General features: G+C 38.2%; 22 protein-coding genes and 1 other annotated feature. Of the genes, 16 read left to right on the top strand and 6 right to left on the bottom strand.

Features of this window, described 5'->3' with window-relative positions; genetic code table 11:
- Complete coding sequence (locus tag JNUCC25_RS24150; protein WP_013059488.1) at positions 1-633, bottom strand: hypothetical protein; 633 nt, start codon at positions 631-633, stop codon at positions 1-3.
- Between the two features lie 284 nt (positions 634-917).
- On the opposite strand from JNUCC25_RS24150, the gene acsA reads away from it, so the two are divergent.
- Positions 918-2,633 (top strand): acetate--CoA ligase, encoded by a 1,716-nt coding sequence (gene acsA / locus JNUCC25_RS24145; protein WP_078082198.1) that lies wholly within the window; start codon positions 918-920, stop codon positions 2,631-2,633.
- Positions 2,634-2,772: 139 nt separating this feature from the next.
- Positions 2,773-2,983, top strand: a binding site (T-box leader).
- A 75-nt stretch (positions 2,984-3,058) separates the two neighbouring features.
- On the top strand, positions 3,059-4,318 hold the full coding sequence (tyrS, locus tag JNUCC25_RS24140; RefSeq protein WP_013085222.1) for a tyrosine--tRNA ligase: 1,260 nt from the start codon (positions 3,059-3,061) through the stop codon (positions 4,316-4,318).
- 72 nt (positions 4,319-4,390) lie between these two features.
- Here the strand turns inward: tyrS and rpsD are convergent, their stop codons facing one another.
- Complete coding sequence (rpsD, locus tag JNUCC25_RS24135) at positions 4,391-4,993, bottom strand: 30S ribosomal protein S4 (protein ID WP_013059485.1); 603 nt, start codon at positions 4,991-4,993, stop codon at positions 4,391-4,393.
- Positions 4,994-5,409: 416 nt separating this feature from the next.
- Positions 5,410-5,889, bottom strand: a complete 480-nt coding sequence (locus JNUCC25_RS24130) for a GAF domain-containing protein (RefSeq protein ID WP_078082197.1) — start codon at positions 5,887-5,889, stop codon at positions 5,410-5,412.
- A gap of 217 nt (positions 5,890-6,106) precedes the next feature.
- Between JNUCC25_RS24130 and refZ the strand changes: the two genes are divergently transcribed.
- A complete protein-coding gene (refZ, locus tag JNUCC25_RS24125; protein WP_013059482.1) occupies positions 6,107-6,754 on the top strand; it encodes a forespore capture DNA-binding protein RefZ in 648 nt (215 codons plus the stop codon).
- Here the strand turns inward: refZ and hisJ are convergent.
- On the bottom strand, positions 6,746-7,540 hold the full coding sequence (gene hisJ / locus JNUCC25_RS24120) for a histidinol-phosphatase HisJ (RefSeq protein ID WP_263032802.1): 795 nt from the start codon (positions 7,538-7,540) through the stop codon (positions 6,746-6,748). The two genes, refZ and hisJ, sit on opposite strands and share 9 nt — an antisense overlap.
- 213 nt (positions 7,541-7,753) lie before the next feature.
- Here hisJ and ezrA point away from each other — a divergent pair, with 213 nt between their 5' ends.
- The 5 genes from ezrA (at position 7,754) to JNUCC25_RS24095 (ending at position 14,070) form a co-directional block, all read left to right on the top strand.
- Complete coding sequence (gene ezrA / locus JNUCC25_RS24115; RefSeq protein ID WP_013059480.1) at positions 7,754-9,445, top strand: septation ring formation regulator EzrA; 1,692 nt, start codon at positions 7,754-7,756, stop codon at positions 9,443-9,445.
- A 271-nt stretch (positions 9,446-9,716) separates the two neighbouring features.
- Positions 9,717-10,859, top strand: coding sequence for a cysteine desulfurase family protein (locus JNUCC25_RS24110; protein WP_029319982.1), 1,143 nt, complete (start codon positions 9,717-9,719; stop codon positions 10,857-10,859).
- A gap of 6 nt (positions 10,860-10,865) precedes the next feature.
- Complete coding sequence (gene thiI / locus JNUCC25_RS24105) at positions 10,866-12,077, top strand: tRNA uracil 4-sulfurtransferase ThiI (protein WP_029319984.1); 1,212 nt, start codon at positions 10,866-10,868, stop codon at positions 12,075-12,077.
- A gap of 88 nt (positions 12,078-12,165) precedes the next feature.
- Positions 12,166-12,354, top strand: coding sequence for an alpha/beta-type small acid-soluble spore protein (locus JNUCC25_RS24100; protein ID WP_013059477.1), 189 nt, complete (start codon positions 12,166-12,168; stop codon positions 12,352-12,354).
- A 123-nt stretch (positions 12,355-12,477) separates the two neighbouring features.
- Positions 12,478-14,070: an amidohydrolase gene (locus JNUCC25_RS24095; RefSeq protein WP_454222546.1), complete on the top strand. Its 1,593-nt coding sequence runs from the start codon at positions 12,478-12,480 to the stop codon at positions 14,068-14,070.
- A gap of 23 nt (positions 14,071-14,093) precedes the next feature.
- Here JNUCC25_RS24095 and JNUCC25_RS24090 read toward each other — a convergent pair whose 3' ends face one another.
- Positions 14,094-14,894: an NAD kinase gene (locus tag JNUCC25_RS24090; protein ID WP_013059475.1), complete on the bottom strand. Its 801-nt coding sequence runs from the start codon at positions 14,892-14,894 to the stop codon at positions 14,094-14,096.
- A gap of 149 nt (positions 14,895-15,043) precedes the next feature.
- Here JNUCC25_RS24090 and sppA point away from each other — a divergent pair, with 149 nt between their 5' ends.
- The 8 genes from sppA to JNUCC25_RS24050 all read left to right on the top strand — a co-directional run bounded on the left by sppA (position 15,044) and on the right by JNUCC25_RS24050 (position 22,360).
- Complete coding sequence (gene sppA / locus JNUCC25_RS24085; RefSeq protein WP_013059474.1) at positions 15,044-16,054, top strand: signal peptide peptidase SppA; 1,011 nt, start codon at positions 15,044-15,046, stop codon at positions 16,052-16,054.
- Between the two features lie 10 nt (positions 16,055-16,064).
- On the top strand, positions 16,065-16,568 hold the full coding sequence (locus JNUCC25_RS24080; RefSeq protein WP_064472168.1) for an RDD family protein: 504 nt from the start codon (positions 16,065-16,067) through the stop codon (positions 16,566-16,568).
- A 328-nt stretch (positions 16,569-16,896) separates the two neighbouring features.
- Positions 16,897-17,595, top strand: a complete 699-nt coding sequence (locus JNUCC25_RS24075; protein ID WP_454222544.1) for a DUF2953 domain-containing protein — start codon at positions 16,897-16,899, stop codon at positions 17,593-17,595.
- A gap of 13 nt (positions 17,596-17,608) precedes the next feature.
- Entirely contained in the window at positions 17,609-18,076 is a 468-nt protein-coding gene (gene ytfJ / locus JNUCC25_RS24070) for a GerW family sporulation protein (RefSeq protein WP_013059471.1), read from the top strand.
- A gap of 176 nt (positions 18,077-18,252) precedes the next feature.
- Complete coding sequence (gene tpx, locus JNUCC25_RS24065) at positions 18,253-18,747, top strand: thiol peroxidase (protein WP_013059470.1); 495 nt, start codon at positions 18,253-18,255, stop codon at positions 18,745-18,747.
- A 159-nt stretch (positions 18,748-18,906) separates the two neighbouring features.
- The gene (locus JNUCC25_RS24060) at positions 18,907-19,899 is read left to right on the top strand and encodes a class I SAM-dependent methyltransferase (RefSeq protein ID WP_029319991.1); all 993 of its coding nucleotides are present in this window, start codon (positions 18,907-18,909) and stop codon (positions 19,897-19,899) included.
- A 196-nt stretch (positions 19,900-20,095) separates the two neighbouring features.
- Positions 20,096-21,286, top strand: coding sequence for an acetate kinase (locus JNUCC25_RS24055; protein ID WP_013059468.1), 1,191 nt, complete (start codon positions 20,096-20,098; stop codon positions 21,284-21,286).
- A 231-nt stretch (positions 21,287-21,517) separates the two neighbouring features.
- A complete protein-coding gene (locus JNUCC25_RS24050; RefSeq protein WP_029319993.1) occupies positions 21,518-22,360 on the top strand; it encodes an EcsC family protein in 843 nt (280 codons plus the stop codon).
- Positions 22,361-22,385: 25 nt separating this feature from the next.
- Here JNUCC25_RS24050 and JNUCC25_RS24045 read toward each other — a convergent pair whose 3' ends face one another.
- Positions 22,386-22,700, bottom strand: a complete 315-nt coding sequence (locus JNUCC25_RS24045) for a hypothetical protein (protein WP_029319996.1) — start codon at positions 22,698-22,700, stop codon at positions 22,386-22,388.
- Positions 22,701-22,751: the final 51 nt, after the last annotated feature.

Below are 22,751 nucleotides of genomic sequence, written 5' to 3'. Positions count from 1 at the left end.
TTAATACATAAAGCGATTTCGAAAGCGCAGGCTATCAAATTCTTGTATGCTTTCTTGAGGTACTCTGCTCCCGATTCTTACCATCAAACAATTAGCAGGGTGGGAGCTAATCTCCGGATCATCTGTGGCAAACCACGTCAGTCCGCCTTTATTCATCATTTTCTCCATAATTTTGCGGTAATCCCACACATTTAGCCCTGTTCCTTTTAAATCCCAATGCCAGTAGTATTCTGTCGTAATGACAATATAATCTTCCATTGCATCATCCATCATAGATACGATAAGCAAGTTTTTACCAACAGCGTAGCTGCGAAATGGAGCGGCTACCTCTATAGCTCCTAATTCGATTAAATTCTCCATATTTCCTTCCGACCATCGTTCTAGAGGATCGGGATATAAAAAGGTTACATAACCAATGATTGTATGATGATGGCGAGCAATAATGATTCTACCTTCAGGCAAGTTGGCAATCTCGATCAATGCTTCTTTTTGCTGTTCAGGTGGACGAAAGGCCGTTAGTTGCTCATGAAAATCAAGTTGTTGCAAGGTCTTGGAGGAGACAGGTCCTTCAATAACAATTGCTCCGACAGCGGTTTTTAGTTCTTTCATATTGTATGTTTGGGAATGTTTCACATGAATCACCACCTTCAAGCAGTCTTATCTGTATTATAATACAAAAAAAACTTTATATTAAAGCGTTTTCAAAAAATTAAATAAAAGAAAAGGAGTTTTTTAAAATATATAGAATAGAAAATTAAAAGAGATTCTTGTTAATTCGACACTTGTATAACAAAGGTTGTCATATAACAAGGGAGACTATTATCCCAATTCCGACAAATAATTTTTATAAAATTGTGAAAAGTCTATTTTTGTTATATAATAGGTTTGTAAATTTTATACATAAGGGGGAGTTTGTGATGAAGGTGGAAGCGCTTCCTGTAATTGAAGGGGTATACAACTTACAGGACTATGATAAAACGTATCAAACCTTTGACTGGTCACAAGTGGAGAAGGAATTTTCATGGCATGAAACAGGTAAACTAAATGCAGCTTATGAAGCAATTGATAAGCACGCAAACTCTACGCGTAAAAATAAAGTTGCGCTTTATTATCGAGATGCGCAGCGCAATGAGAAATATACATTCAAAGAAATGAAAGAATGGTCAAACAAAGCCGCAAACGTGCTAAAACAAACAGACGTAGAAAAAGGAGATCGCGTGTTTATCTTTATGCCTCGCTCTCCGGAACTTTATTTTGCGTTGTTAGGCGCGGTAAAGCTTGGCGCTATTGTTGGGCCTTTATTTGAAGCGTTCATGGAAGGTGCAGTAAAAGATCGTTTGCAAGACAGTGATGCAAAAGTGTTAATTACAACGCCTGAATTGCTGAGCCGCGTTCCGGTGAAAGATTTGCCAGCTTTAAAACACATTCTCCTTGTAGGGGAAAATGTAGAAGAAGAAGGCATTCAACTAGATTTTCTGAAGCGATTAGAAGCGGCGAATAAAGAGGTGGAAATTGAGTGGGTAGATAGAACAGATGGTATGCTGCTTCATTATACATCAGGTTCAACTGGCAAACCAAAAGGCGTACTTCATGTTCACAACGCAATGCTTCAGCACTATCAAACTGCAAAGTGGGTACTCGACTTAAAAGATGACGATGTGTATTGGTGTACAGCAGATCCCGGTTGGGTAACGGGGACTTCTTATGGGATTTTTGGTCCTTGGCTTGCTGGAGCAACCAATGTGATTGTAGGAGGACGATTTAGTCCAGATGCATGGTATCAAGCACTTGAAGATTTTGGCGTAACGGTTTGGTACAGTGCACCTACAGCTTTTCGAATGCTAATGGGTGCTGGTGATGACTTAGTTAAACGCTATGATTTAAGCAATCTCAGACATGTATTAAGTGTGGGAGAACCGTTAAATCCTGAAGTGGTACGCTGGGGAATGAAGGTGTTCCAAAAACGTATTCATGATACGTGGTGGATGACTGAAACTGGCGGTCAGACGATTTGTAATTATCCGTCTATGAAAATTAAGCCAGGATCTATGGGGAAACCAATTCCAGGTATACAAGCAGCAATCATTGACGATCAAGGACAAGAGCTTCCACCTTATCGAATGGGTAACTTAGCAATTAAAAAAGGCTGGCCATCTATGATGCATACGATTTGGAACAACAAAGAAAAGTATGAGTCATATTTTATGCCAGGTGATTGGTACGTATCAGGTGATTCGGCGTATATGGATGAAGACGGTTATTTTTGGTTCCAAGGCCGAATCGATGATGTTATTATGACGGCAGGAGAACGCGTGGGTCCATTTGAAGTAGAAAGTAAGCTTGTTGAACACCCTGCTGTAGCAGAAGCGGGTGTTATTGGTAAGCCTGACCCTGTGCGCGGGGAAATTATTAAAGCATTTATCGCACTTAGAGATGGGTATGAATCTTCAGATGAACTGATTGAAGATATTCGTCAATTTGTGAAAAAAGGGTTAGCTGCTCATGCAGCCCCGCGTGAAATCGAGTTTAAAGATAAGCTACCTAAAACACGAAGTGGTAAAATTATGCGTCGCGTTTTAAAAGCGTGGGAATTAGATTTGCCAACGGGTGATTTGTCAACGATGGAAGACTAAGGAGTAAATGTTTCAATCTTTGTAGGGAAAATAAGTGATTTTTATAAAGTTCAAACAGCCAGCTGTTTGAACTTTTTTTTGGACTTGAATTTTAAAATGAAATCATTCATAATTGTGGGGTGTAAACTTTTAAATAAAATAAACTGCAGTGATAGGAAGAAGTAATACTTGTCTCCCTGTTTAAGAGAGCTGATGGTTGCTGAAAATCAGTACATAGACAAATATGAAATACGTCCTTGAGCATCTTTTGTGAACTTACAGTAGCAAAAGACGGGTAGACCGTTACATCATTTAAGTGGGAAATAATTTATTTCCAAATAGGGTGGTACCGCGATATTTTCGTCCCTTCTTTTTTAAGAAGGGGCGTTTTTTATGTTGTTCAACAAATTGTAACGAGCAATTAGATAAAGGAGAGAATATATAACATGGATATTTTACAAGATCTTGAGTTTCGAGGGCTCATTAACCAACAAACGGATGAAAAAGGTTTAAGTGAACTTTTGAGTAAAGAGTCTGTTCGTTTGTACTGCGGATTCGATCCGACAGCCGACAGCCTTCACATCGGCCACATGCTTCCTGTTTTAATTTTACGTCGCTTTCAACAAGCTGGACACCAACCAATTGCATTAGTTGGTGGAGGTACGGGTCTTATTGGAGATCCAAGCGGTAAAAAAGCAGAGCGTACGTTAAATGAAAAAGAAACGGTTGCCATGTTTAGTGAGCGTATTAAAGGTCAGCTTTCACGCTTCTTAGATTTCGAAGAAGGTGAAAATGCAGCAGTTATTGCAAATAACTATGACTGGATTGGCTCATTAGATGTTATTACATTCCTACGAGATATCGGTAAAAACTTTGGTATTAACTATATGATGGCAAAGGATTCTGTTCAATCTCGTATCGAATCAGGCATTTCATTTACGGAATTTAGCTACATGATTTTACAGTCATACGATTTCTTGAATTTATACCAAACATATAACTGTAAGCTTCAAATTGGCGGCAGCGACCAATGGGGAAATATTACGGCTGGCTTAGAATTAATTCGTAAATCAGAAGAAGATGCAAAAGCATTTGGATTAACAGTTCCGCTTGTAACAAAAGCGGACGGGACGAAGTTCGGTAAAACAGAAGGCGGAGCAATTTGGTTAGACCCTGAAAAAACAAGTCCGTATGAATTCTACCAATTCTGGATTAATACAGATGATCGTGATGTTATAAAATATTTAAAATACTTTACATTCTTATCACACGAAGAAATTAATGAATTAGCAGCTTCTGCAAAAGAAGCTCCTGAAAAACGCGAAGCACAAAAAGCACTAGCGGCAGCGATGACTACGCTTGTACACGGTGAAGAAGCTCTTGAGCAAGCAATTCGTATTTCGCAAGCTTTATTTAGCGGAAGTATTTCAGAGTTAACAGCAGAAGAAATTAAGCAAGGATTCAAGGATGTTCCTTCTTACACGCATACAGGTGAAGATATTGGTTTAATTGATTTACTTGTAGAAAGTAAAATTTCTCCTTCTAAACGTCAAGCACGTGAAGATATTTCAAACGGTGCGATTTACTTAAACGGTGAGCGTGAACAAGATTTACAAAAAACAGTAGGTGCAGAAGACCGTATTGAAGGTCAATTCACAGTGATTCGTCGAGGCAAGAAAAAATATACCCTTATTCAATACGCATAAAAAAAGGCCGAAAGGCCTTTTTTTATATATAGACAGCAAAAAAGCCGCTCCATAAGGAACGGCTTTTTACTATTAACGAGAGTAGAACTCTACGATTAGTGCTTCGTTGATTTCAGCAGATAATTCAGAACGCTCTGGTAAGCGAGTGAATGTACCTTCTAATTTCTCAGCGTCTACTGTTAAGTAGTCTGGTACGAAGTTGTTAACTTCAAGCGCTTCTTTCACGATTGAAAGGTTGCGAGATTTTTCGCGAACACCGATCACTTGACCAGGTTGTACACGGTAAGATGGGATGTCAACGCGTTTACCGTCAACTAAAACGTGACCGTGGTTAACTAATTGACGAGCTTGACGACGAGTGCGTGCAAGACCCATACGGTATACTAAGTTATCAAGACGAGCTTCTAAAAGAATCATGAAGTTCTCACCGTGCTTACCAGTTAATTTACCAGCAGCAACGAATAAGTTACGGAATTGACGCTCAGTTACACCATACATGTGGCGTAATTTTTGCTTTTCTTGTAATTGTAAACCGTACTCAGAAATTTTCTTACGTTGACCTGGGCCGTGTGGACCTGGAGCGTAAGGGCGTTTTTCTAATTCTTTACCTGTACCACTTAGAGAAAGACCTAAGCGACGAGAGATTTTCCAACTTGGACCTGTATAACGAGCCATGATGACTCCTCCTTGTTTGTGTTTTTATTTTATGCAAAACAAAAACAGACACATTCTAGCGATATGCTCATTTTGTTTTCATGTACCATCGCTCTAGCAGCAGAGAGTTACACGATACACCATCTTGTTAAAAGAATTGCTACTTCTGTAAAACAATCTTTTAATGAGGAACAAAATGAAAAAACATAAAGAAGATTGTATAAGCTGCAATATTTCACACAACGAGTATTATAGGTGTTTCCTCGTATAAAGTCAAGAAAGATTGAAGATTAAAAGAATGTAAAAGAAAGGATATATTCTTTTGAAGTATGAAAGAAGAAGAAAGAACGTAAGAAAACGGTGGTGATGGGCTAATCAAACGTTTGTTTAATAAGCAAAAACCGCTGATTTGCAGCGGTTTTTTTGCTTATTCATATTCAAAGAAAGGAAGTGAGTTCTTTGACGAATTCTTCAAGATACTGTTGATCGATCTCATCAAAGCGATTTTTGATTGGACTGTCAATATCAAGAACACCTAAAAGTTTACCATTTTTCACCATTGGTACAACGATTTCAGATTGAGAAGCAGCATCACATGCAATGTGGCCAGGGAATGCATGAACATCTTCAATTCGCTCTGTTCTTTGATTTTGAGCTGCTGTACCGCATACGCCTTTTCCAAGTGGAATGCGAACACAAGCCGGCAGCCCCTGAAAAGGGCCGAGTACTAACTCGCCGTCTTCCATTAAATAAAAGCCTACCCAGTTTACTTCATTTAAAAATTGATTTAGTAAAGCTGAAGCATTTGCTAGATTAGCAATTGTATTGCTTTCTCCTTCTGATAAGGCGCGTAATTGCTTAATTACTAATTCATAATCCTTTTGTTTTGAGCCGCTGTAGTTTTCGACATTAAACAATGTATTCTCCTCCATTCAACATAAGATTTAATGAGTTTTTATCAGGAAACGTCAGTTTTAACGCTACTTTGTCGATAAAAGATTACAGGAACTAAAAAGCCTATCACGAATTATGTAGAGAGGCTACTAAAATCCTTTTTAAATACTGTAACGATTTCTACACAATTTTGCAATCATATGTGTTTTGTAAAAATAAATCGAAATGAGGTGTAGATAGATGGCTGTACAGTCAAAAACGAAAGAGAAAATTATTGATGCGGCTGTTTCTCTTTTTAACGTAAAAGGTTTTGATGGTACGTCGGTGCGCGAGATTGCAGGAAAAGCGAAAGTGAACGTAGCGAATATTTCATATTATTTTCATAGCAAAGAAGGATTGCTTGAAAGTTTAGTGATTTCTTATTTTGAAGGTTATATTGGGGTACTGGAGCAAGCATTCCAAGAAATGAAAAAGCTGTCTTCAACAGAAAGTATGATCGTGATGATTCGAGCTATCTTACATTACCAGCACGAAAATAGGCATATTGCCCGGCTCGTATATAGAGAAATCTCTCTTGACACGATTTTAATTCGAGAAGTTATGACTACGTATTTAACCAAAGAAAAATACTACTTAAAAACAATCCTTGAAAGAGGGATGAAAGAAAAGGAATTTCGAAAGCTGCACGTTTCCTTTACAATCATTGAGCTTAAGGGCATGCTGTCTATGCCTTATCTTCATCCTCAGTACCTAAGTGAAGTTCTTCATATATTGCCTCACGAACCGTATTTTGTTCAGCAATATGCGATTGAGCTTGAGCAATGGGTGCACACAACGGTATGTTTGCCATATGAACGGACAAACAAACTGCGCGTTCAATTATCCTAAATGGAGCTCTCCATAGCCTTGGCCTAAATCCTTCGCACAGTGGGCGTCTGACCCATATACGAGAGGGATTTTTTTCTGTTGGGCTGCTTTTACGACAAAGGGAGCTGGATACGCTTCCTTGCACAAAGGCTTAAACAACCCTGCACCATTATAATCCAAAGCCAGATCTTTCATTTTTATTTCATCGAGTATTGATAAAATAACAGGGGAAAGTGTGTCTTCATATGGAAAGCGAGTTTGAAATTTATGTACGAGTGTCATATGACCAATGCGCTTAGGCTTATAAACGCCTAAATTGGCCTGTACAGAGCGTAATACCGTGTTGTAATACTTATCATATACTTTGCTTACGCTGCCAAACTTCTGTACAATATGTGCAAATACGTCAGCGCTAAAATCTAGGCAGTCATATCCTTCTTCATGTTTTAAGAAGTGGACAGAAAGTATGCTGTCATCGAGATAAGGACCATATTCGTTTAAGAAATCTGTTGTTTCGTGTTCAAATCCTTCAATAAAGTCAACTTCCAATCCGATATTAATACGAATATCGCGCTCAAATTCTTTTTTAACTTGCTGTACGTTTTGAATGTAGCGATCAAGTTTGTCAGGATCCATTCCGCTGTCGCGATCAGGCGTCGGATCACTGAAGCTTTTTGGTAATGGAGCATGCTCTGTAAACGAAATCTCCCCAAAGTTCAGGGAAATCGCCTGTTCAACATATTGTTGCAATGAATCAGGTGAACCGTGTGGGCAAAATGGAGTATGAATATGTTTGTCAACTTTCATAAAAAATGCCTCCTTTTTTCTTCTTTTTCCATTGTAACGACACAAAGTGACTCCATGCCAATATTTTGTATAAAAAAATTTAATTTTTTGCTCAAAAGTTGGACTTTACATGGTATCATAAAAACATTGACGCAAAAAAATTTAAAGGATTAAATTCACCCTTTTTATAAATAAGAAACTTGTCATGTAGAACGCACTGTAAGGGGGCTTAGTATGGAATTCATTATAGCACTAATCATACTTATTATCGGATTAGTTGTGTACGGAATGTTTTCACGTAAAAAGATTTATCAAGAAATTGATCGCCTGGAAACGATCAAAGTCGAATTAGCAAATACGCCAGTTGCAGAGGAAATTTCAAAAGTAAAAGAATTGAACATGACAGGTCAAACTGAAGAGCTATTTGAACGTTGGCGTGAGCAGTGGGATGAAATTATATCAACTAATCTCCCGAAAATTGATAAAGAACTGTTTGAAACGGAAGAAGCAGCGGATAAATACCGATTTAAAAAAGCGAAGCAGTTATCTATACATATTGATCAAGCCTTAGAACAAACCAAGATAGATATTGAAAACATACTTACTGAACTTCAAAATTTAATTGGTAGCGAACAAGATAATCGATATGATATTGAGGAATTAAATCAGCTTCACCGCCATGTGAAGAAAAAATTGCTCGCACATCGGTATTCCTATGGAAATGCTGAAAAAACGTTAGAATACGCAATTAATACATCTAAAGAGCAGTTTAAAAAATACGAGGAAGAGACGATTAACGGAAATTATCTTCAAGCACGTGAGATTGTTCTTCAATTAAAAACTGATTTAACAGCTATTGATTCGTATTTAGAACAAATTCCAAAAGTGTTAGTTGAGTGTCAGACCACTCTTCCTGTTCAGTTCAATGAACTGCTTGACGGGTTCCGCGAAATGAGTGAGCAGGGCTATGTGTTAGATCATCTGCAAGTAGAAGAAACGGTAGAGCTTTTAAAACAAGAAACTGCTGAAATTATTGCAGATATTGAAGAATTATATGTGGAAGAAGCGATTACAAAACTAGATGATGTGAACGAACGCTTAGAGCAGTTATATGACTCACTTGAGCATGAGGTTTTCTCCTATCATAAAATGAACCGTGAATCTCATACGGTATCTAACTTCCTTCGTATGCTTCAAGAACGAAACCGTGAACTTCGTGAAGAAACGCTATTTGTACAGCAAAGCTATCATTTTAAAGAGCGCGATTTAGACGTATATTATAAAATGGACCGCGAACTAAAACGATTGACTAACTTGTACTATAATATTTCGGACAAGGTGGCGGAGCACAATTTAGCCTACAGTGTGATCCAAGAAGAACTCGAAGACGTTTCCAAACAGCTTAACCAATTAAAAGAATCTCAGGAATCCTATAGCGATATGCTACAAGCTCTTCGCAAAGATGAGCTCTCAGCTAAGGACAAAATAGAAGAACTGAAATCTCAGTTGATTGAAGCACGACGCCTTATTCAAAAAAGCAACCTTCCTGGTGTTCCTGAAGAATATAAAGTGCAGCTTGAAAAAACGGTTCATATCTTAAATGAAGTAACCGCTAAGCTGAAAGAAAAACCGCTTAATATTCAAGCTGTTCAATCTTTACTTGAAGATGCTGTTGGTTTTGTTCAGGATACATTTGATGAAACAGAGGCAATGTTAGAAGAAGCGCGACTCGTTGAAAGAGTGATTCAATACGGTAACCGTTATAGAAGTACTCATCACTCAATTGCACAGTCTTTAGAAGAAGCAGAAGAAGCATTTCGTCATTATGAATACAAAGAAGCATTAAAACAGGCATCTGCAGCTATTGAGCAAGTAGATCCTGGTGCGCTGGATCGTATACAGCGTATTGTATCTTCACAGAGTTAAAAAGCTCGTGTCCAAAGGACACGAGCTTTTTTATGATGCTTTTCTTTGCATACTATCTCGTATCTCTTTCAATGCTAATGGTATAGTCTATAAATACGGCAGCAACTGTTAGGATAAGCAAGGGGAGACCTTGCTTATAAAGTGGCAAATAGCTTTGAAAAGATCGTCTATCCTTGTTATGATTACTAAGGCAAAACCTAATTTAAAAAAGTATCAAGGTATGTTATGATAATACGTTGTTCCGAAAAAATGAAGAAGGGGGCGCGCATCCTTGATTTATTTAGATAATAGCGCTACAACAAAACCCTATAATGAAGTCATACAATCTTTTACCAAAGTAGCTACAACTTATTATGGCAATCCATCCTCCCTCCATCAATTTGGCGTACAGGCGGAGAATTTGTTGAGCCGTTCGCGTGAGCAAGTAGCAGAATTGCTGCACGTATCGTCAAATGAAATTATCTTTACATCTGGAGGAACGGAAGGGAATAATTTGGCTATTAAAGGCGTAGCGATGCAATATAAAAGCCGAGGTCAGCATATCATTACGACAAATATTGAACATGATTCTGTTCATGAACCATTCAAGCAGTTAGAATCCCTAGGATTTAACGTTACGTATGTTCCGGTAGATTCCAGTGGTTTTGTATCACCTGCGGCTATTGAATCAGCTATTACGGATGAAACCATTTTAGTATCTGTTATGCATGTAAATAATGAGATTGGCACCATTCAGCCAATTGAAGAAATTGGACAGATGCTGACGAACTATTCCAAGGTGCTTTTTCACGTCGATCATGTGCAGGGGATTGGAAAAGTTCCGCTTTCTTTAGCGGATCATAAAATTGATTTATGCACATTATCAGGACACAAAATTCACGGCTTAAAAGGGACGGGAATTTTATATAAACGAAATGGAGTTCAGCTTCATCCGCTGCTTAGCGGAGGCTCTCAGGAAATGCAGCATCGATCAGGCACGGAAAATGTGCCGGGAATCGTAGCATTTGCTAAAGCACTCCGTTTAACACTTGAACATGCTGCTCAAAATCAGCAAAAAATGCGGAAAATAAAAGCAGAACTGATGGACAAACTTTCTGCTCACGAAAGAATCACGATTAATACGCCGAATGAGCATTCGGCACCTCATATTATAAATTTTACAGCACAAGGTATTAAAGGTGAGGTTTTTGTTCACGCTCTTGAAGAAAAAGGAGTGTTTGTATCCACTACATCTGCTTGCTCATCAAAGCGAAAAAAGCCAAGCAAAACGCTTTTAGCTATCGGTAAAAATTACGAAGAAGCCGATCAATCCATTCGATTAAGCTTGTCAGGCTTAAATGATTATAATGAAGTAACGCCCATTGTAAATGCTATTTTCACAGTAATTGAAGATCTAAAGAAAGTAATGAGGTAAATGATTATGATATATAACCATATTTTAATTCGGTACGGAGAAATCTCAACCAAAGGACAAAATAGAAAAAAATTTGTTGCCCAGCTAAGAAAAAATATCGTAACGGCTCTTAGTGCATTCCAAAATATTCACGTAAAATACACAAGAGACCGCATGTATATTCACTTAAACGGTGAAAATCACGAGCCTATCATCGAACGTCTTCAGCAAATCTTTGGTATTCAGAGCTTTAGTTTAGCATTAAAAGTTGAAAATGAGCTTGAAGCGATTCAAGAAGCAGCGTTAGAAGCAATGAAAGAATTTGATATAGAAGGAAAAACATTCAAAGTATCTACTCGGAGAGCGTATAAACAATTTCCTCTTGATACAAACGAATTAAATTATGCAGTAGGAAGTCATATTCTACGAAATACAGAGCATCTAAAGGTAAACGTAAAAGAACCAAGCGTAAATGTACGAGTAGAAGTGAGAAGTGAAGCAACGTATATTACATGTTTTGATTATCGCGGAGCAGGAGGTCTTCCAGTTGGTACGAGTGGAAAAGCGATGCTGATGCTTTCTGGAGGAATTGACAGCCCGGTTGCAGGATACTTAGCCATGAAGCGCGGTTTAGAAATAGAGGCGGTTCATTTTTACAGTCCGCCTTTTACAAGTGAACGTTCTAAGCAAAAAGTCATCGATTTAACGCAAAAATTAACGGCTTATCACGAAAAAGTAAAGCTTCATATTGTACCGTTTACAGCTGTACAGCAAGCGATTCAAAAGCAAATTCCAGAGAATTATACCATGACCTCTACACGCCGTATGATGCTTCGAATTACGGACCTTATTCGTGAAAAAAATGAATCGTTAGCTATCGTAACTGGCGACAGCTTAGGGCAAGTAGCTAGTCAAACGGTTGAGAGCATGTATGCGATTAATGAAGTGACTAATACGCCAATTTTGCGTCCGCTTGTAACAATGGATAAAACGGAGATTGTTGAAATTGCCCGCAAAATTGATACACATGAAATTTCGAATCGACCGTATGAAGACTGCTGTACAATTTTTACGCCAAGCTCACCAAAAACGAAGCCAAAGCGTGAAAAAATAAATCGATACGAACAATTTTATGATTTTGAAACATTAATTCAAGAAGCGGTAAATAATGTAGAAACGCTTGAGATGACAGCTTCTTCGTCTACAAATACCGCAGACAGCGTAGAAGATTTGTTTTAAAAGGTAAATTTCATAAAATTACCAAAAAAATAATGTATGATGCCATGTGTTTTGACACAATCTATATTCAACAAGGAGGTGAAAACACATGGCAAACACAAACAAATTAGTAGCTCCTGGTTCAGCAGCTGCTATCGACCAAATGAAATACGAAATCGCTTCTGAATTCGGTGTAAATCTTGGACCAGAAGCAACAGCTCGCGCTAACGGATCTGTTGGTGGAGAAATCACTAAACGCTTAGTTCAAATGGCTGAGCAACAACTTGGTGGTAAATAAGTCATATTAACTAAATAATGATGGCTAAAAAGAGTGGGGGAAACCTCACTCTTTTGTCTTGTTTGTTTTGTCACGTATAATAGAGACAAGGTCAAGCTTTATAAAGTAAAGGAGATGTTGGCGATGGGGACTTTATTTTACGGCGGCAAAATATATACGATGCTAAAAGAAGGTGAGCATGTAGAAAGCGTATATGTTGAAAAAGGATTCATTGAAGATATAGGCGCAGAAGAAGATCTAAGAATCAAATGGGGTGCTGAGATTAACAAAGAAGTACACCTCAAAGGATATCCAATGTATCCGGGCTTTGTAGATAGCCATCTTCACTTAATTGGTCACGGTGAAAAGCTCCTTAGGCTTGATTTGTTTCAAGCTACTTCTAGGGAAGACGTGCTGATGCGCGTTCGGCAAAAAGTAGAGAGTACACCAAAAGGAGAATGGGTAATTGGAGAAGGTTGGGATGAAAATCAGTGGGAAGATTCCTCTTTGATTCAGTATCAAGATCTTGATCAACTTTCAACAGAACATCCTATTATGTTGAAGCGAGTCTGTCGTCACGGATTAGTAGTAAACGGGACTGCTCTTAAAATAGCCCGGATTACAGCTGAAACACGCGACCCGGAAGGAGGTATTATCCAGAGGGATGAAGGGGGAAATCCTACCGGTTTTTTGGCTGATCAAGCGCAAGAATTAGTAACGGCTCATATTCCTCAAGTATCAGAAGCATACATTCGACAAGCTCTTTCAGTAGCCATTAAAGATTGTGTTCAGCACGGATTGACGGGTGGACATACGGAAGATTTAAATTATTATGGAGGCTTTTTACGTGCATATCAAGCATTTCAAGACGTTATTCATAAAGAAAAGCAGCTGTTTCGTGCTCATTTACTTGTTCATCATGAAGCTGTAGATGATATGTATACATACGTTGAAGAAAAGAAAGACACATCCGCTTTTATTGAAATGGGACCAATGAAGATTTTTGCTGATGGTTCTCTCGGCAGTCAATCTGCTCTTTTAAGCTTTCCATACAAAAGCGACCCTTCTACAAGAGGTGTAGCTATTCAATCACTAGATGAATTAAAACAGCTAGTGAGAAAAGCAAGAGAATTGGGCATGACGGTTGCAATTCATGCAATTGGTGATTTAGCGTTTCAATATGTAGTAGAAAGCATCGAACAATATCCTCCTCAAGCAGGGCAAAGAGATCGTATTATTCATGCGCAAATTCTACGAAAAGATTTAGTTCATCGTGTAAAAAAGCTCCCGGTTGTGCTGGATATCCAGCCTCGGTTTTTAGCCAGTGATTTTCCATGGGTTATTGAAAAAATTGGAGAAGAGCATTTGGACTATTGCTATGCGTGGAAAACGTTATTGGACGAGGGCGTAATGTGTGCAGGCGGATCGGATGCGCCTATTGAACCTATCAATCCCATGTTAACGATTCATGCAGCAGTTTCTAGAAAAACTTCTCCGAACAGCTCGGTCGTTTACATACCTTCTGAGCGACTCACTGTATTTGAAGCTGTTCGGCTGTTTACATTAGGAAGCGCACAGGCCATTCATCAAGAGCATAAAAAAGGATATATTCAAAAGGATTATGTAGCTGATTTTACCATATTAGAAAGAGATCTGTTTGAGATACCTGCAGATGATATTCCAGGGGTACAGGTGCAGATGACTGCTATTAATGGAGAAATTGTATATCAAAAATAAAAAGCGCCTTTGGGCGCTTTTTATTATAGAAATGTACGCTTAACTCGTTGCCAGAAAGAGTTATCTTTCAGCTTAACCGTTTTAATTTGACGGTCGCTTAAACGAATTTGAACTTGATCAACTTGACGTGCATTTAATGCTTCGTTATCTATTCCAATAATTGGACTGTGGTTGTTGTCATTGGATAGTTTTAAAGTGAGCGTATGCTCAGCGCTTAGGATGAATGAAGATCCTAATGTACGATAGTTATTATTATTTAACGATGCCAATTCGCTGACTTGCATACAAGGAATTAACGGATCAACTACGGCTCCACTTACCGATTTATTATAAGCCGTACTGCCTGTTGGTGTTGAAATAATCATCCCATCCCCACGGAATGTTTCAAAGTGATTTTCATTAATAAAAACATCTAGACTGAGTGTTTTTATAACTCCTGATCGAATCGAACATTCATTTAAGCAATAAAAAGAAGTTCCTTGATCAATTTGAGTTTGTAAAACGGGAAATCGACGTACTTCTATATTTTCTGTCGTAATAGCTTCAATCATTTTATCCGTTTCATCGATATGAAAATCGCAGTAAAAGCTTAGTTGATCTGAAGTTGTGACACCAGCATATAAGCAGTCATCTCGAAAGCCAGATTGACGGACAGCCTGCAAAAAAGCTCCGTCACCGCCAATACTTACAATGATGTTAGCGCTGTCGAAATGGTCTACTACTTGAAAGTCATATTGTTTTGCAAGTTCAATAAGTGGACTTACGAGCGCCTTTGTTTCCTGGTTTTTTGGATGAAAGAAATAAACGTTGCGACGATTTGGCATAGATAGTTCCCCCTTGTTTGTCTGATATGTAAAATATTAGAGATAAAGTAAACTTTTTAAAAAAAGTTTGTTACAATAATTATAGCATTATTGCTTTAGGAATTAAAAGAATAATCTTTTAATTCTGACACCTAAAAAGGAGGATTTTCATGAACAAAAAAAGGTGGATTGCTCTTTTAATTGCGGCCTGCTTATTCATTTTTTCTGCGATTGTTAATATTGGTTTTTCAGTCAAAGAAGAAAAAGATGACGGTCTGGCAGGCATATTTGGAGGAGACGACAGTGAACTATCAGAAACAGTTATCGAAAAAGGGAATGCAGCTAAGAAAATTGCAGTGCTAGAGGTCAATGGAACGATTCAAGATACAGGAAGTGGTTCCTCTCCGCTTATGTCCCAAAATGGTTATAACCACCAAGCATTTTTAAAGCAGCTAGAGGCTGCAAAAAATGATAAGGCAGTTAAAGGAGTCATTATCAAGGTGAATTCACCGGGCGGCGGCGTCGTTGAAAGTGCTGAAATACATAAAAAAATTGAAGAGCTGAAGAAAGAAACGAAAAAGCCAGTGTATATTTCAATGGGATCAATGGCTGCTTCAGGAGGCTATTACATTTCAACAGCTGCTAATAAAATCTATGCAATTCCGGATACTTTAACAGGTTCACTAGGTGTAATTATGCAAAGCGTTAACTACGGCAAGCTGGCTGATAAACTAGGAGTAGAATCTGTTGTTATCAAAAGCGGGGCTCATAAAGATATTATGTCTCCAACAAGAGAAATGACCGGAGAAGAAAAAGAAATTATGCAAACACTTGTAGACAACTCGTACGATGGTTTCGTCAATGTTATCTCTGAGGGACGTCACTTGTCTAAAGAAAAAGTGCGCTCTATCGCAGATGGACGAGTGTACGATGGACGTCAGGCTAAAGAGCTGAAGTTGGTCGATCAACTAGGCTATTTTGAAGATGCGGTAACAGGAATGGAGAAAGATTATAAGTTAAAAGGTGCACAAGTAATTCAATACAATCAAGGATTCGGACTGCCTTCTTGGCTTTCAATGAGCATGCAAAAAGTAATAGGTGGAGATGAACAAGTCACTGCAATGTTAAAAACATTTGCGCAGCCAAGCTCTCCGCGTCTGATGTATTTATATGCAGAATAGAGGTGGGAACATGGAAAATCAGTCTCATTCAACCGAATCAAACGACAATATAAAACATGAGCCAGCGGTAAGTACGCCAATAGGTAGTGAATTCCATTATGCAGGCTTTTGGATGCGCTTTTGGGCATATCTTTTAGATCTAGCTGTGGTAGCTAGCTTGAACTCCCTGCTGATCAAGCCTATTTTCCATTTAGTAGGTATTTCTCGAGGAGATGGATTTTTTTCTCCCTATACGATTGTAACGGTTATTATCTTTTATGGTTATTTTGTTTTAATGACCAAGTATTTTGGACAAACGCTTGGAAAGATGGTGTTTGGGCTTAAAGTAGTATCGCTGAACGACTCCACGTTAACTTGGCCTGTTGTGCTGTTTCGTGAAGGAGTTGGACGTTATATTTCTAAAACGGTTTTTTTACTAGGCTATTTATTAGTGGCGTTTTTACCTAAGAAGCAAGGAGCACACGATTACTACGCAGATACAACCGTCATACACGAAGGTACAATCAGCAGATAATAAAAAGGGGCTGGAATAAAAGGATTTTAGACGAAGTGAAAAACGAACCACTGATCAAGACTTTTGATTAGTGGTTCGTTTTTTTTTGTTATGGTAAACGCAGGTTTCATTTGTTTAGATTCTTCTATCAGTTGATTTCCGTGCAAGACTTCGCCTTCCCCTCCAATCAACTGCGGTGTCACAAGCGGTTCAGCTCATGTATCCCATTTGTTCGTCTTGAGATTGGATTCATTTCGTTATATCATATCTCAACCTCTTTGTATTGTTTCCATAAGGTTTAATATTCTGTGTTTTGGAGATAATGTGAAGCTAAGAAGGAGTGAAGGATGTGCTATGGCTTTTATGGATATTGCTAGCACTTTTAATTGTTATTGTACTTATTGTATGGACAAAAATCACGCTGTTTGTAGATCTTCACCATGTCCGAGATAACGATTATTACAGAGTGAGACTCAGGGCTTGGTTTGGTCTTATTCGCTATACATATGAAATTCCGGTAGTGAAAGTGAAAAAAGATTCTCCTCGTTTGCTTGTTGAAAAGAAGAAAGGAATGGGTGATAAAGGAAAAGAAGACGAGAATTCATGGAGTGATTATTCTGTAGAAGACGGGCTAAGCATGTTAGAAAATGCGAAGCAATTCCTTGAACAGGTAGTCGGTTTTCATAAAATTTTTCGTCGTTTCTTACAGAAAGTGACGGTAAGTGATATTAGATGGCACAGCCGTTTCGGCTTAGGTGACGCTGCGTTAACAGGCGTACTTACCGGGGCTGTATGGTCTGCAAAGGGGGGCATAGTTGGTATAATCAGCCGTTATATGAAACTAAAAGATATGCCTGTAATGAGCGTTACTCCTGTATTTCAACATCTTTGGTCAGAAACGGTATTTGAGTGCATAATTTCTTTTCGAGTTGGTCAAGCTATTCTAGTAGGTTTACGGACCTTGAGATACTGGCGGCATACGTCCAAAAAGCGTCGCAAAAGATGGAAGTCGTCAAATAAGAACAAGACACACTCTGTGAAAACATAAGGAGGTTATCTTAATGGCAGAACATCCAATTAAAAGTTTAATGTCGACAGCTATGGAAAATTTAAAGGAAATGATTGATGTTAATACAATCATTGGGGATCCTGTAGAAACACCTGATGGAAGTGTTATTTTAACTGTCTCAAAAGTCGGTTTTGGTTTTGCAGCGGGCGGAAGCGAGTTTGGAGTAGAAGGGCATGCATCATCTTCTCCTGGACAGCATCAGCAAGAATCAGGTCATCCATTTGGCGGAGGTAGCGGTGGCGGTGTATCAATTACGCCAATTGCCTTTTTAATTGTGAGTGGAAGCGGAATTAAAATGCTTCATCTTAACGAAAGTACACATTTATATGAAAAGATTTTAGATACAGCCCCTCAAGCAATTGAACGCGTGCAGCAAATGTTTAAACGAAACAATCATCAGCAGGATCATCATAATCAACAAAATCAGCATCATGATAGTGCAAACGATTTTAATTTGTAGGTATAAAATAAAGCTTTGCTTGCTTCTTTGAATAGTAAAAGAAGCAAGCAAAGCTTATTTTGTTTGGTTTGTTTTCTAGCTTGGAGTGCCATGTTTTGTATGTCATTTAATTGCAATATAGAGACAGACAAGCTAATATGAACAGTGTACATACTTATTTAAAGGAGGAATTATTCGTGACTAAATTTAAAGGTAACGATGTAACATTATTAGGAAATCAAGTGAAGGTTGGAGACAAGGCTCCAAACTTTACTGTTTTAGCAAATGATTTATCAGAAGTAACGCTTGACAGTACAAAGGGTTCTGTTCGCCTAATCAGTGTAGTTCCTTCTATTGATACTGGAGTTTGTGATGCGCAAACTCGCCGCTTCAACGAAGAAGCAGCTAAATTAGATAACGTAAAAGTATTAACAGTAAGCGTAGATTTACCGTTTGCTCAAAAGCGCTGGTGTGGTGCTAATGGCATTGATAATGTTCAAACTTTATCTGACCACCGCGACTTATCTTTCGGAGAAGCATATGGTGTAGCTATTCAAGAATTACGCTTATTAGCTCGTTCAATCTTTGTGGTAGACTCAAATGACAACGTAACGTATGTTGAGTACTTACCAGAAGTAACTGAGCATCCGAACTACGAAGCAGCAATCGAAGCAGCTAAAACAGCTAAGTAAGATTGTCAGTGGCGTTCGGCAGAAGGCGGAAAACAATGTTTTTCGCCTTCTTTGTGTTTTAAGAAGTTTTTATGATAAAATATGTTGTTCCAAATAGGACGTTTACTCATTTATATAGATATTATTTCATTACACAGGAGGCAGAACATGAGTCAGAACATGAGTCAGTTAGCTAGTATGGAAAAGCTATTTGGTGTAATTGATCAAACAGCTATTATTTTAAGAAAAGAACTAAACTGCGTATATTTAGAAGCAGTAGCTGAAACGGGAGAAAATTTGTTTCAAGGAACTATTTTACAAGAAGAGCTAGATGAGGTAACTAAAAAACGTTTGAAAAAAGAGTACGATTCAATCACGCTTGATCATTTTGAAAAAGAAACGATTCGAAAAGCGTATCAGCTGGCTATTTTAAAAGGCATGAAAGAAGCAGTTCAGCCTAACCATCAAATGACGCCTGATGCTGTAGGACTATTCGTCAGCTACCTAGTTGGAAAGTTCATGGCAGGAAAAGATAAATATACGCTTTTAGATCCAGCAGTAGGAGCAGGGAACTTATTAACAACAATTTTAAATACACACGCTGCGTCAATTGAACACGTATACGGTGTAGACGTGGATGATTTATTACTTCAATTGACATATGTAAATGCAAATTTACAGAAGCACGGCGTTCAATTATTCAACCAAGACAGCTTACAGCCGCTTTTTATTGATCCTGTTGATTTAGTTGTCTGTGACCTTCCTGTTGGTTATTATCCAAACGACGAAGGGGCAAAAGAGTATAAGGTAAGAGCTGAAGAAGGTCACACCTATGCTCATCACTTATTTATTGAACAAAGCTTGCGTCATGTAAAAGATGGAGGATACGTAGTAGCCCTTATTCCAAATAACTTGTTCGAATCTGAACAGTCTCATTTATTACAGCCGTTGCTAAAAGAGGAAGCAATCGTTCAAGGAATCGTTCAGCTGCCGCTTTCAATGTTCAAACAAGAGCAGGCTGCTAAGAGTATTATCATTCTTCAAAAGCAGGGAGAAGGTGTAACAGCGCCTGATCAAGCGCTGCTTGTGAATTTGCCGAAGTTCAGTAATCGAGAAGCAATGAGTGATATTATGGCTCAAATGGACCAATGGTTCAGCGTTAATAAAAAGTAAGTCTTTTTCGAAAATAATGAATATTTTCCGGTAGCGTTTTCATGATGTATAGCTCTTGAAATCTATTGTCGTGAATGATTAAATGAATAAGGATAGAAATCGTGTCGAAATGCATAGAATATTGTAGAGATTACACTTTTATGTTCTGTTCGTTATGTTTATGATGCACGTATAATAAAGAAGGAGCTGTTTTTTTATGTCAAAAATCATGGCAATCAACGCCGGCAGTTCTTCACTTAAGTTTCAATTATTTGAAATGCCAAGTGAGACGGTATTAACAAAAGGTTTAGTAGAACGAATTGGTTTAGATAACGCTGTTTTCACGATCTCGGTAAATGGTGAAAAACAAACGGATATTACAGAAATCCCTGACCATGCTGTTGCAGTTAAAATTTTAGTTGAAAAGTTACTTTCTCAAAACATCATTCAATCATACGATGAAATCACTGGTGTAGGTCACCGTGTAGTACACGGCGGAGAGAAATTTGCTGATTCTGTTTTAATCACAGATGAAACACTAGCGGAAATTGAAGCTTTATCTGATTTAGCACCGCTTCACAACCCAGCAAACATTGTGGGAATTAAAGCGTTCCAAGATATTCTTCCAAATGTTCCAGCTGTAGCAGTCTTCGATACAGCATTCCATCAAACAATGCCAGAAAAATCATTCTTGTACAGCTTACCGTACGAGTACTATGAAAAGTATGGCGTTCGTAAATACGGTTTCCACGGCACATCTCATAAATATGTTTCTGAGCGTGCAGCTGAGCTTCTTGGCCGTCCAATCGAACAATTACGCTTAATTTCTTGTCACTTAGGTAACGGTGCAAGTATCGCTGCAATTGAAGGCGGCAAGTCAATTGATACATCAATGGGCTTCACACCATTAGCTGGTGTAGCAATGGGAACTCGTTCAGGTAACATTGACCCTGCATTAATTCCATTTATTATGGAGAAAACAGGAAAAACTGCTGACGAAGTATTAAATGTATTAAATAAAGAAAGTGGTCTTTTAGGTGTATCTGGTATTTCTAGTGACCTACGCGATCTAATCAAAGCAAGCGCTGAAGGCAATGAACGCGCTGAAACAGCACTTGAAGTATTTGCTAGCCGTATTCATAAATATATCGGTTCTTATGCTGCTCGTATGTCTGGTGTAGATGCAATCATCTTCACAGCAGGTATTGGAGAAAACAGTGATGTTGTACGTGCTCGCGTTCTTCGCGGTTTAGAGTTTATGGGCGTTTATTGGGATCCAGCTTTAAATAGTGTACAAGGAGAAGAAGCATTTATTAGCTACCCTCATTCTCCAGTTAAAGTTATGGTTATTCCTACAGACGAAGAAGTTATGATTGCACGTGACGTTACTCGTTTAGCGAATATTTAAGTTCATAAACTGCCTCTTCAATGCATGAATTCTCATAAATTGTCAGGCAAACTAACGAAAAGCTGATTTCCTTGTTAGGAAATCAGCTTTTTTATATAGCGTAAGTAGCTGACGGTTGAAAGAAGGTTTACAACGTATAGAAGAAAGAAATAATATAGGAAGCAAAATGTAACGGATGCATTATTTGTTATAATAAAAATAAAACTACTTATTTCTTGAAAGGGTGACATGATGATACTAACGAATCGCGAAGAACAGCTTTTAGAAGAAATCTATAAATGGGAAGAGAGCTTACAGAGTGTAGAAGCAACTGAGATGGAGTTATTGTACGAAGAGTGGTTAGAAAAAGGGCTTAACTTAATTCCAGCTTCTGTTCGTGAGACCTATTTACATAAAATTGATGAGGGACTCTTTCAGTTAACTGCATTAATTCAAGGTACGGAAATGCAAACTCAAGCGACAAAACGAATTATTGAAACCGCCCGTGTATTCAAAGAGGATATCACAGATCTGTCAGAAATGAATTCCCTTCAAGTAGATCAGCTTTCTTATATATGCGAACAGCAAATGGCCAAGCTTCGATTGTATGCGCTGAGTCAAGGAGCACTTTCAGGAACCGGACAATCGCTGCTAGTCGGTATTGATATACCTGCTGTTTTATGCATGAATATTCAAGCGGTGCAACAGGCAGCAATGAGCTACGGCTATCATATCCAGACTCCTTCAGAGCTTATGCTAACGCTAAAAGTTTTCCATGCAGCAACGTTACCTAGACACCTTCAGGCTCAGGGGTGGCATCAATTAAAGAGTGAGTTAAGCCAAGAATTTGACCCGTATTTTTATGAAGGTGTTGATCAAATTGTAGATAAAACGTGGCTGCAAAAAATCGTTGTGCAAATCGGGAAAACGCTAGCTATATTCGCTGCGAAGCGAAAAGTTTATAATCGTTTGCCAATTGTGAGTATGATGGTTGGCGGAGGGATGAATTATCGAATGGCCAAACAAGTGACAGATTATGCAAAGCGCTTTTACCAATACCGCTATTTGCTGGATAAGAAAAACGAGTCTCATTAATTTTTCATGAGACTCGTTTTTTTGTCTATCCGTGAACTTTTTTTGATATTTCCTCATTTGTTCGATACCAAATCCACAAATCATTAATAATAGAAGCAAGTTCTCCTATCTCGCTATTTAATTCACAAGAGCGGATAAAATTAGTCTCATCTTCTAACGCCGCTTGTTTTTGATTAATACTCTTTTCTAAAGATTGAATTTTGTCTGGAATCTGTCCCCGAATGGATTCCCATGTTAGGAGGATATCCTGCTGAACTTTTTCAGAATAGAATGTCCATTCTCTTTCAAGAGCAGGAATTTTTATACCGAGTCTGTTGTCATAAGTAAAAAAGCGCTCCATTTTTTCACCTCTTCCCTTCCATTTTATACAATGACAAAAGCCACAGCTACT

It is taken from the genome of Priestia sp. JNUCC 25 (assembly GCF_053667915.1).
The sequence above is the reverse complement of the archived record's forward strand: the minus strand, read 5'-3'. Positions and strand labels throughout refer to the sequence as shown.

Excerpts from the sequence above, each read along its gene's own strand:
- JNUCC25_RS24095 (WP_454222546.1), top strand. The coding sequence starts at position 12,478 with ATGGGGACTTTATTTTACGGCGGCAAAATATATACGATGCTAAAAGAA.
- sppA (WP_013059474.1), top strand. The coding sequence starts at position 15,044 with ATGAACAAAAAAAGGTGGATTGCTCTTTTAATTGCGGCCTGCTTATTC.
- ytfJ (WP_013059471.1), top strand. The coding sequence starts at position 17,609 with ATGGCAGAACATCCAATTAAAAGTTTAATGTCGACAGCTATGGAAAAT.
- hisJ (WP_263032802.1), bottom strand. The coding sequence starts at position 7,540 with ATGAAAGTTGACAAACATATTCATACTCCATTTTGCCCACACGGTTCA.
- acsA (WP_078082198.1), top strand. The coding sequence starts at position 918 with ATGAAGGTGGAAGCGCTTCCTGTAATTGAAGGGGTATACAACTTACAG.
- thiI (WP_029319984.1), top strand. The coding sequence starts at position 10,866 with ATGATATATAACCATATTTTAATTCGGTACGGAGAAATCTCAACCAAA.
- JNUCC25_RS24055 (WP_013059468.1), top strand. The coding sequence starts at position 20,096 with ATGTCAAAAATCATGGCAATCAACGCCGGCAGTTCTTCACTTAAGTTT.
- JNUCC25_RS24045 (WP_029319996.1), bottom strand. The coding sequence starts at position 22,700 with ATGGAGCGCTTTTTTACTTATGACAACAGACTCGGTATAAAAATTCCT.
- JNUCC25_RS24080 (WP_064472168.1), top strand. The coding sequence starts at position 16,065 with ATGGAAAATCAGTCTCATTCAACCGAATCAAACGACAATATAAAACAT.
- JNUCC25_RS24050 (WP_029319993.1), top strand. The coding sequence starts at position 21,518 with ATGATACTAACGAATCGCGAAGAACAGCTTTTAGAAGAAATCTATAAA.
- ezrA (WP_013059480.1), top strand. The coding sequence starts at position 7,754 with ATGGAATTCATTATAGCACTAATCATACTTATTATCGGATTAGTTGTG.
- rpsD (WP_013059485.1), bottom strand. The coding sequence starts at position 4,993 with ATGGCTCGTTATACAGGTCCAAGTTGGAAAATCTCTCGTCGCTTAGGT.
- JNUCC25_RS24060 (WP_029319991.1), top strand. The coding sequence starts at position 18,907 with ATGAGTCAGTTAGCTAGTATGGAAAAGCTATTTGGTGTAATTGATCAA.
- tyrS (WP_013085222.1), top strand. The coding sequence starts at position 3,059 with ATGGATATTTTACAAGATCTTGAGTTTCGAGGGCTCATTAACCAACAA.
- JNUCC25_RS24090 (WP_013059475.1), bottom strand. The coding sequence starts at position 14,894 with ATGCCAAATCGTCGCAACGTTTATTTCTTTCATCCAAAAAACCAGGAA.
- JNUCC25_RS24100 (WP_013059477.1), top strand. The coding sequence starts at position 12,166 with ATGGCAAACACAAACAAATTAGTAGCTCCTGGTTCAGCAGCTGCTATC.
- refZ (WP_013059482.1), top strand. The coding sequence starts at position 6,107 with ATGGCTGTACAGTCAAAAACGAAAGAGAAAATTATTGATGCGGCTGTT.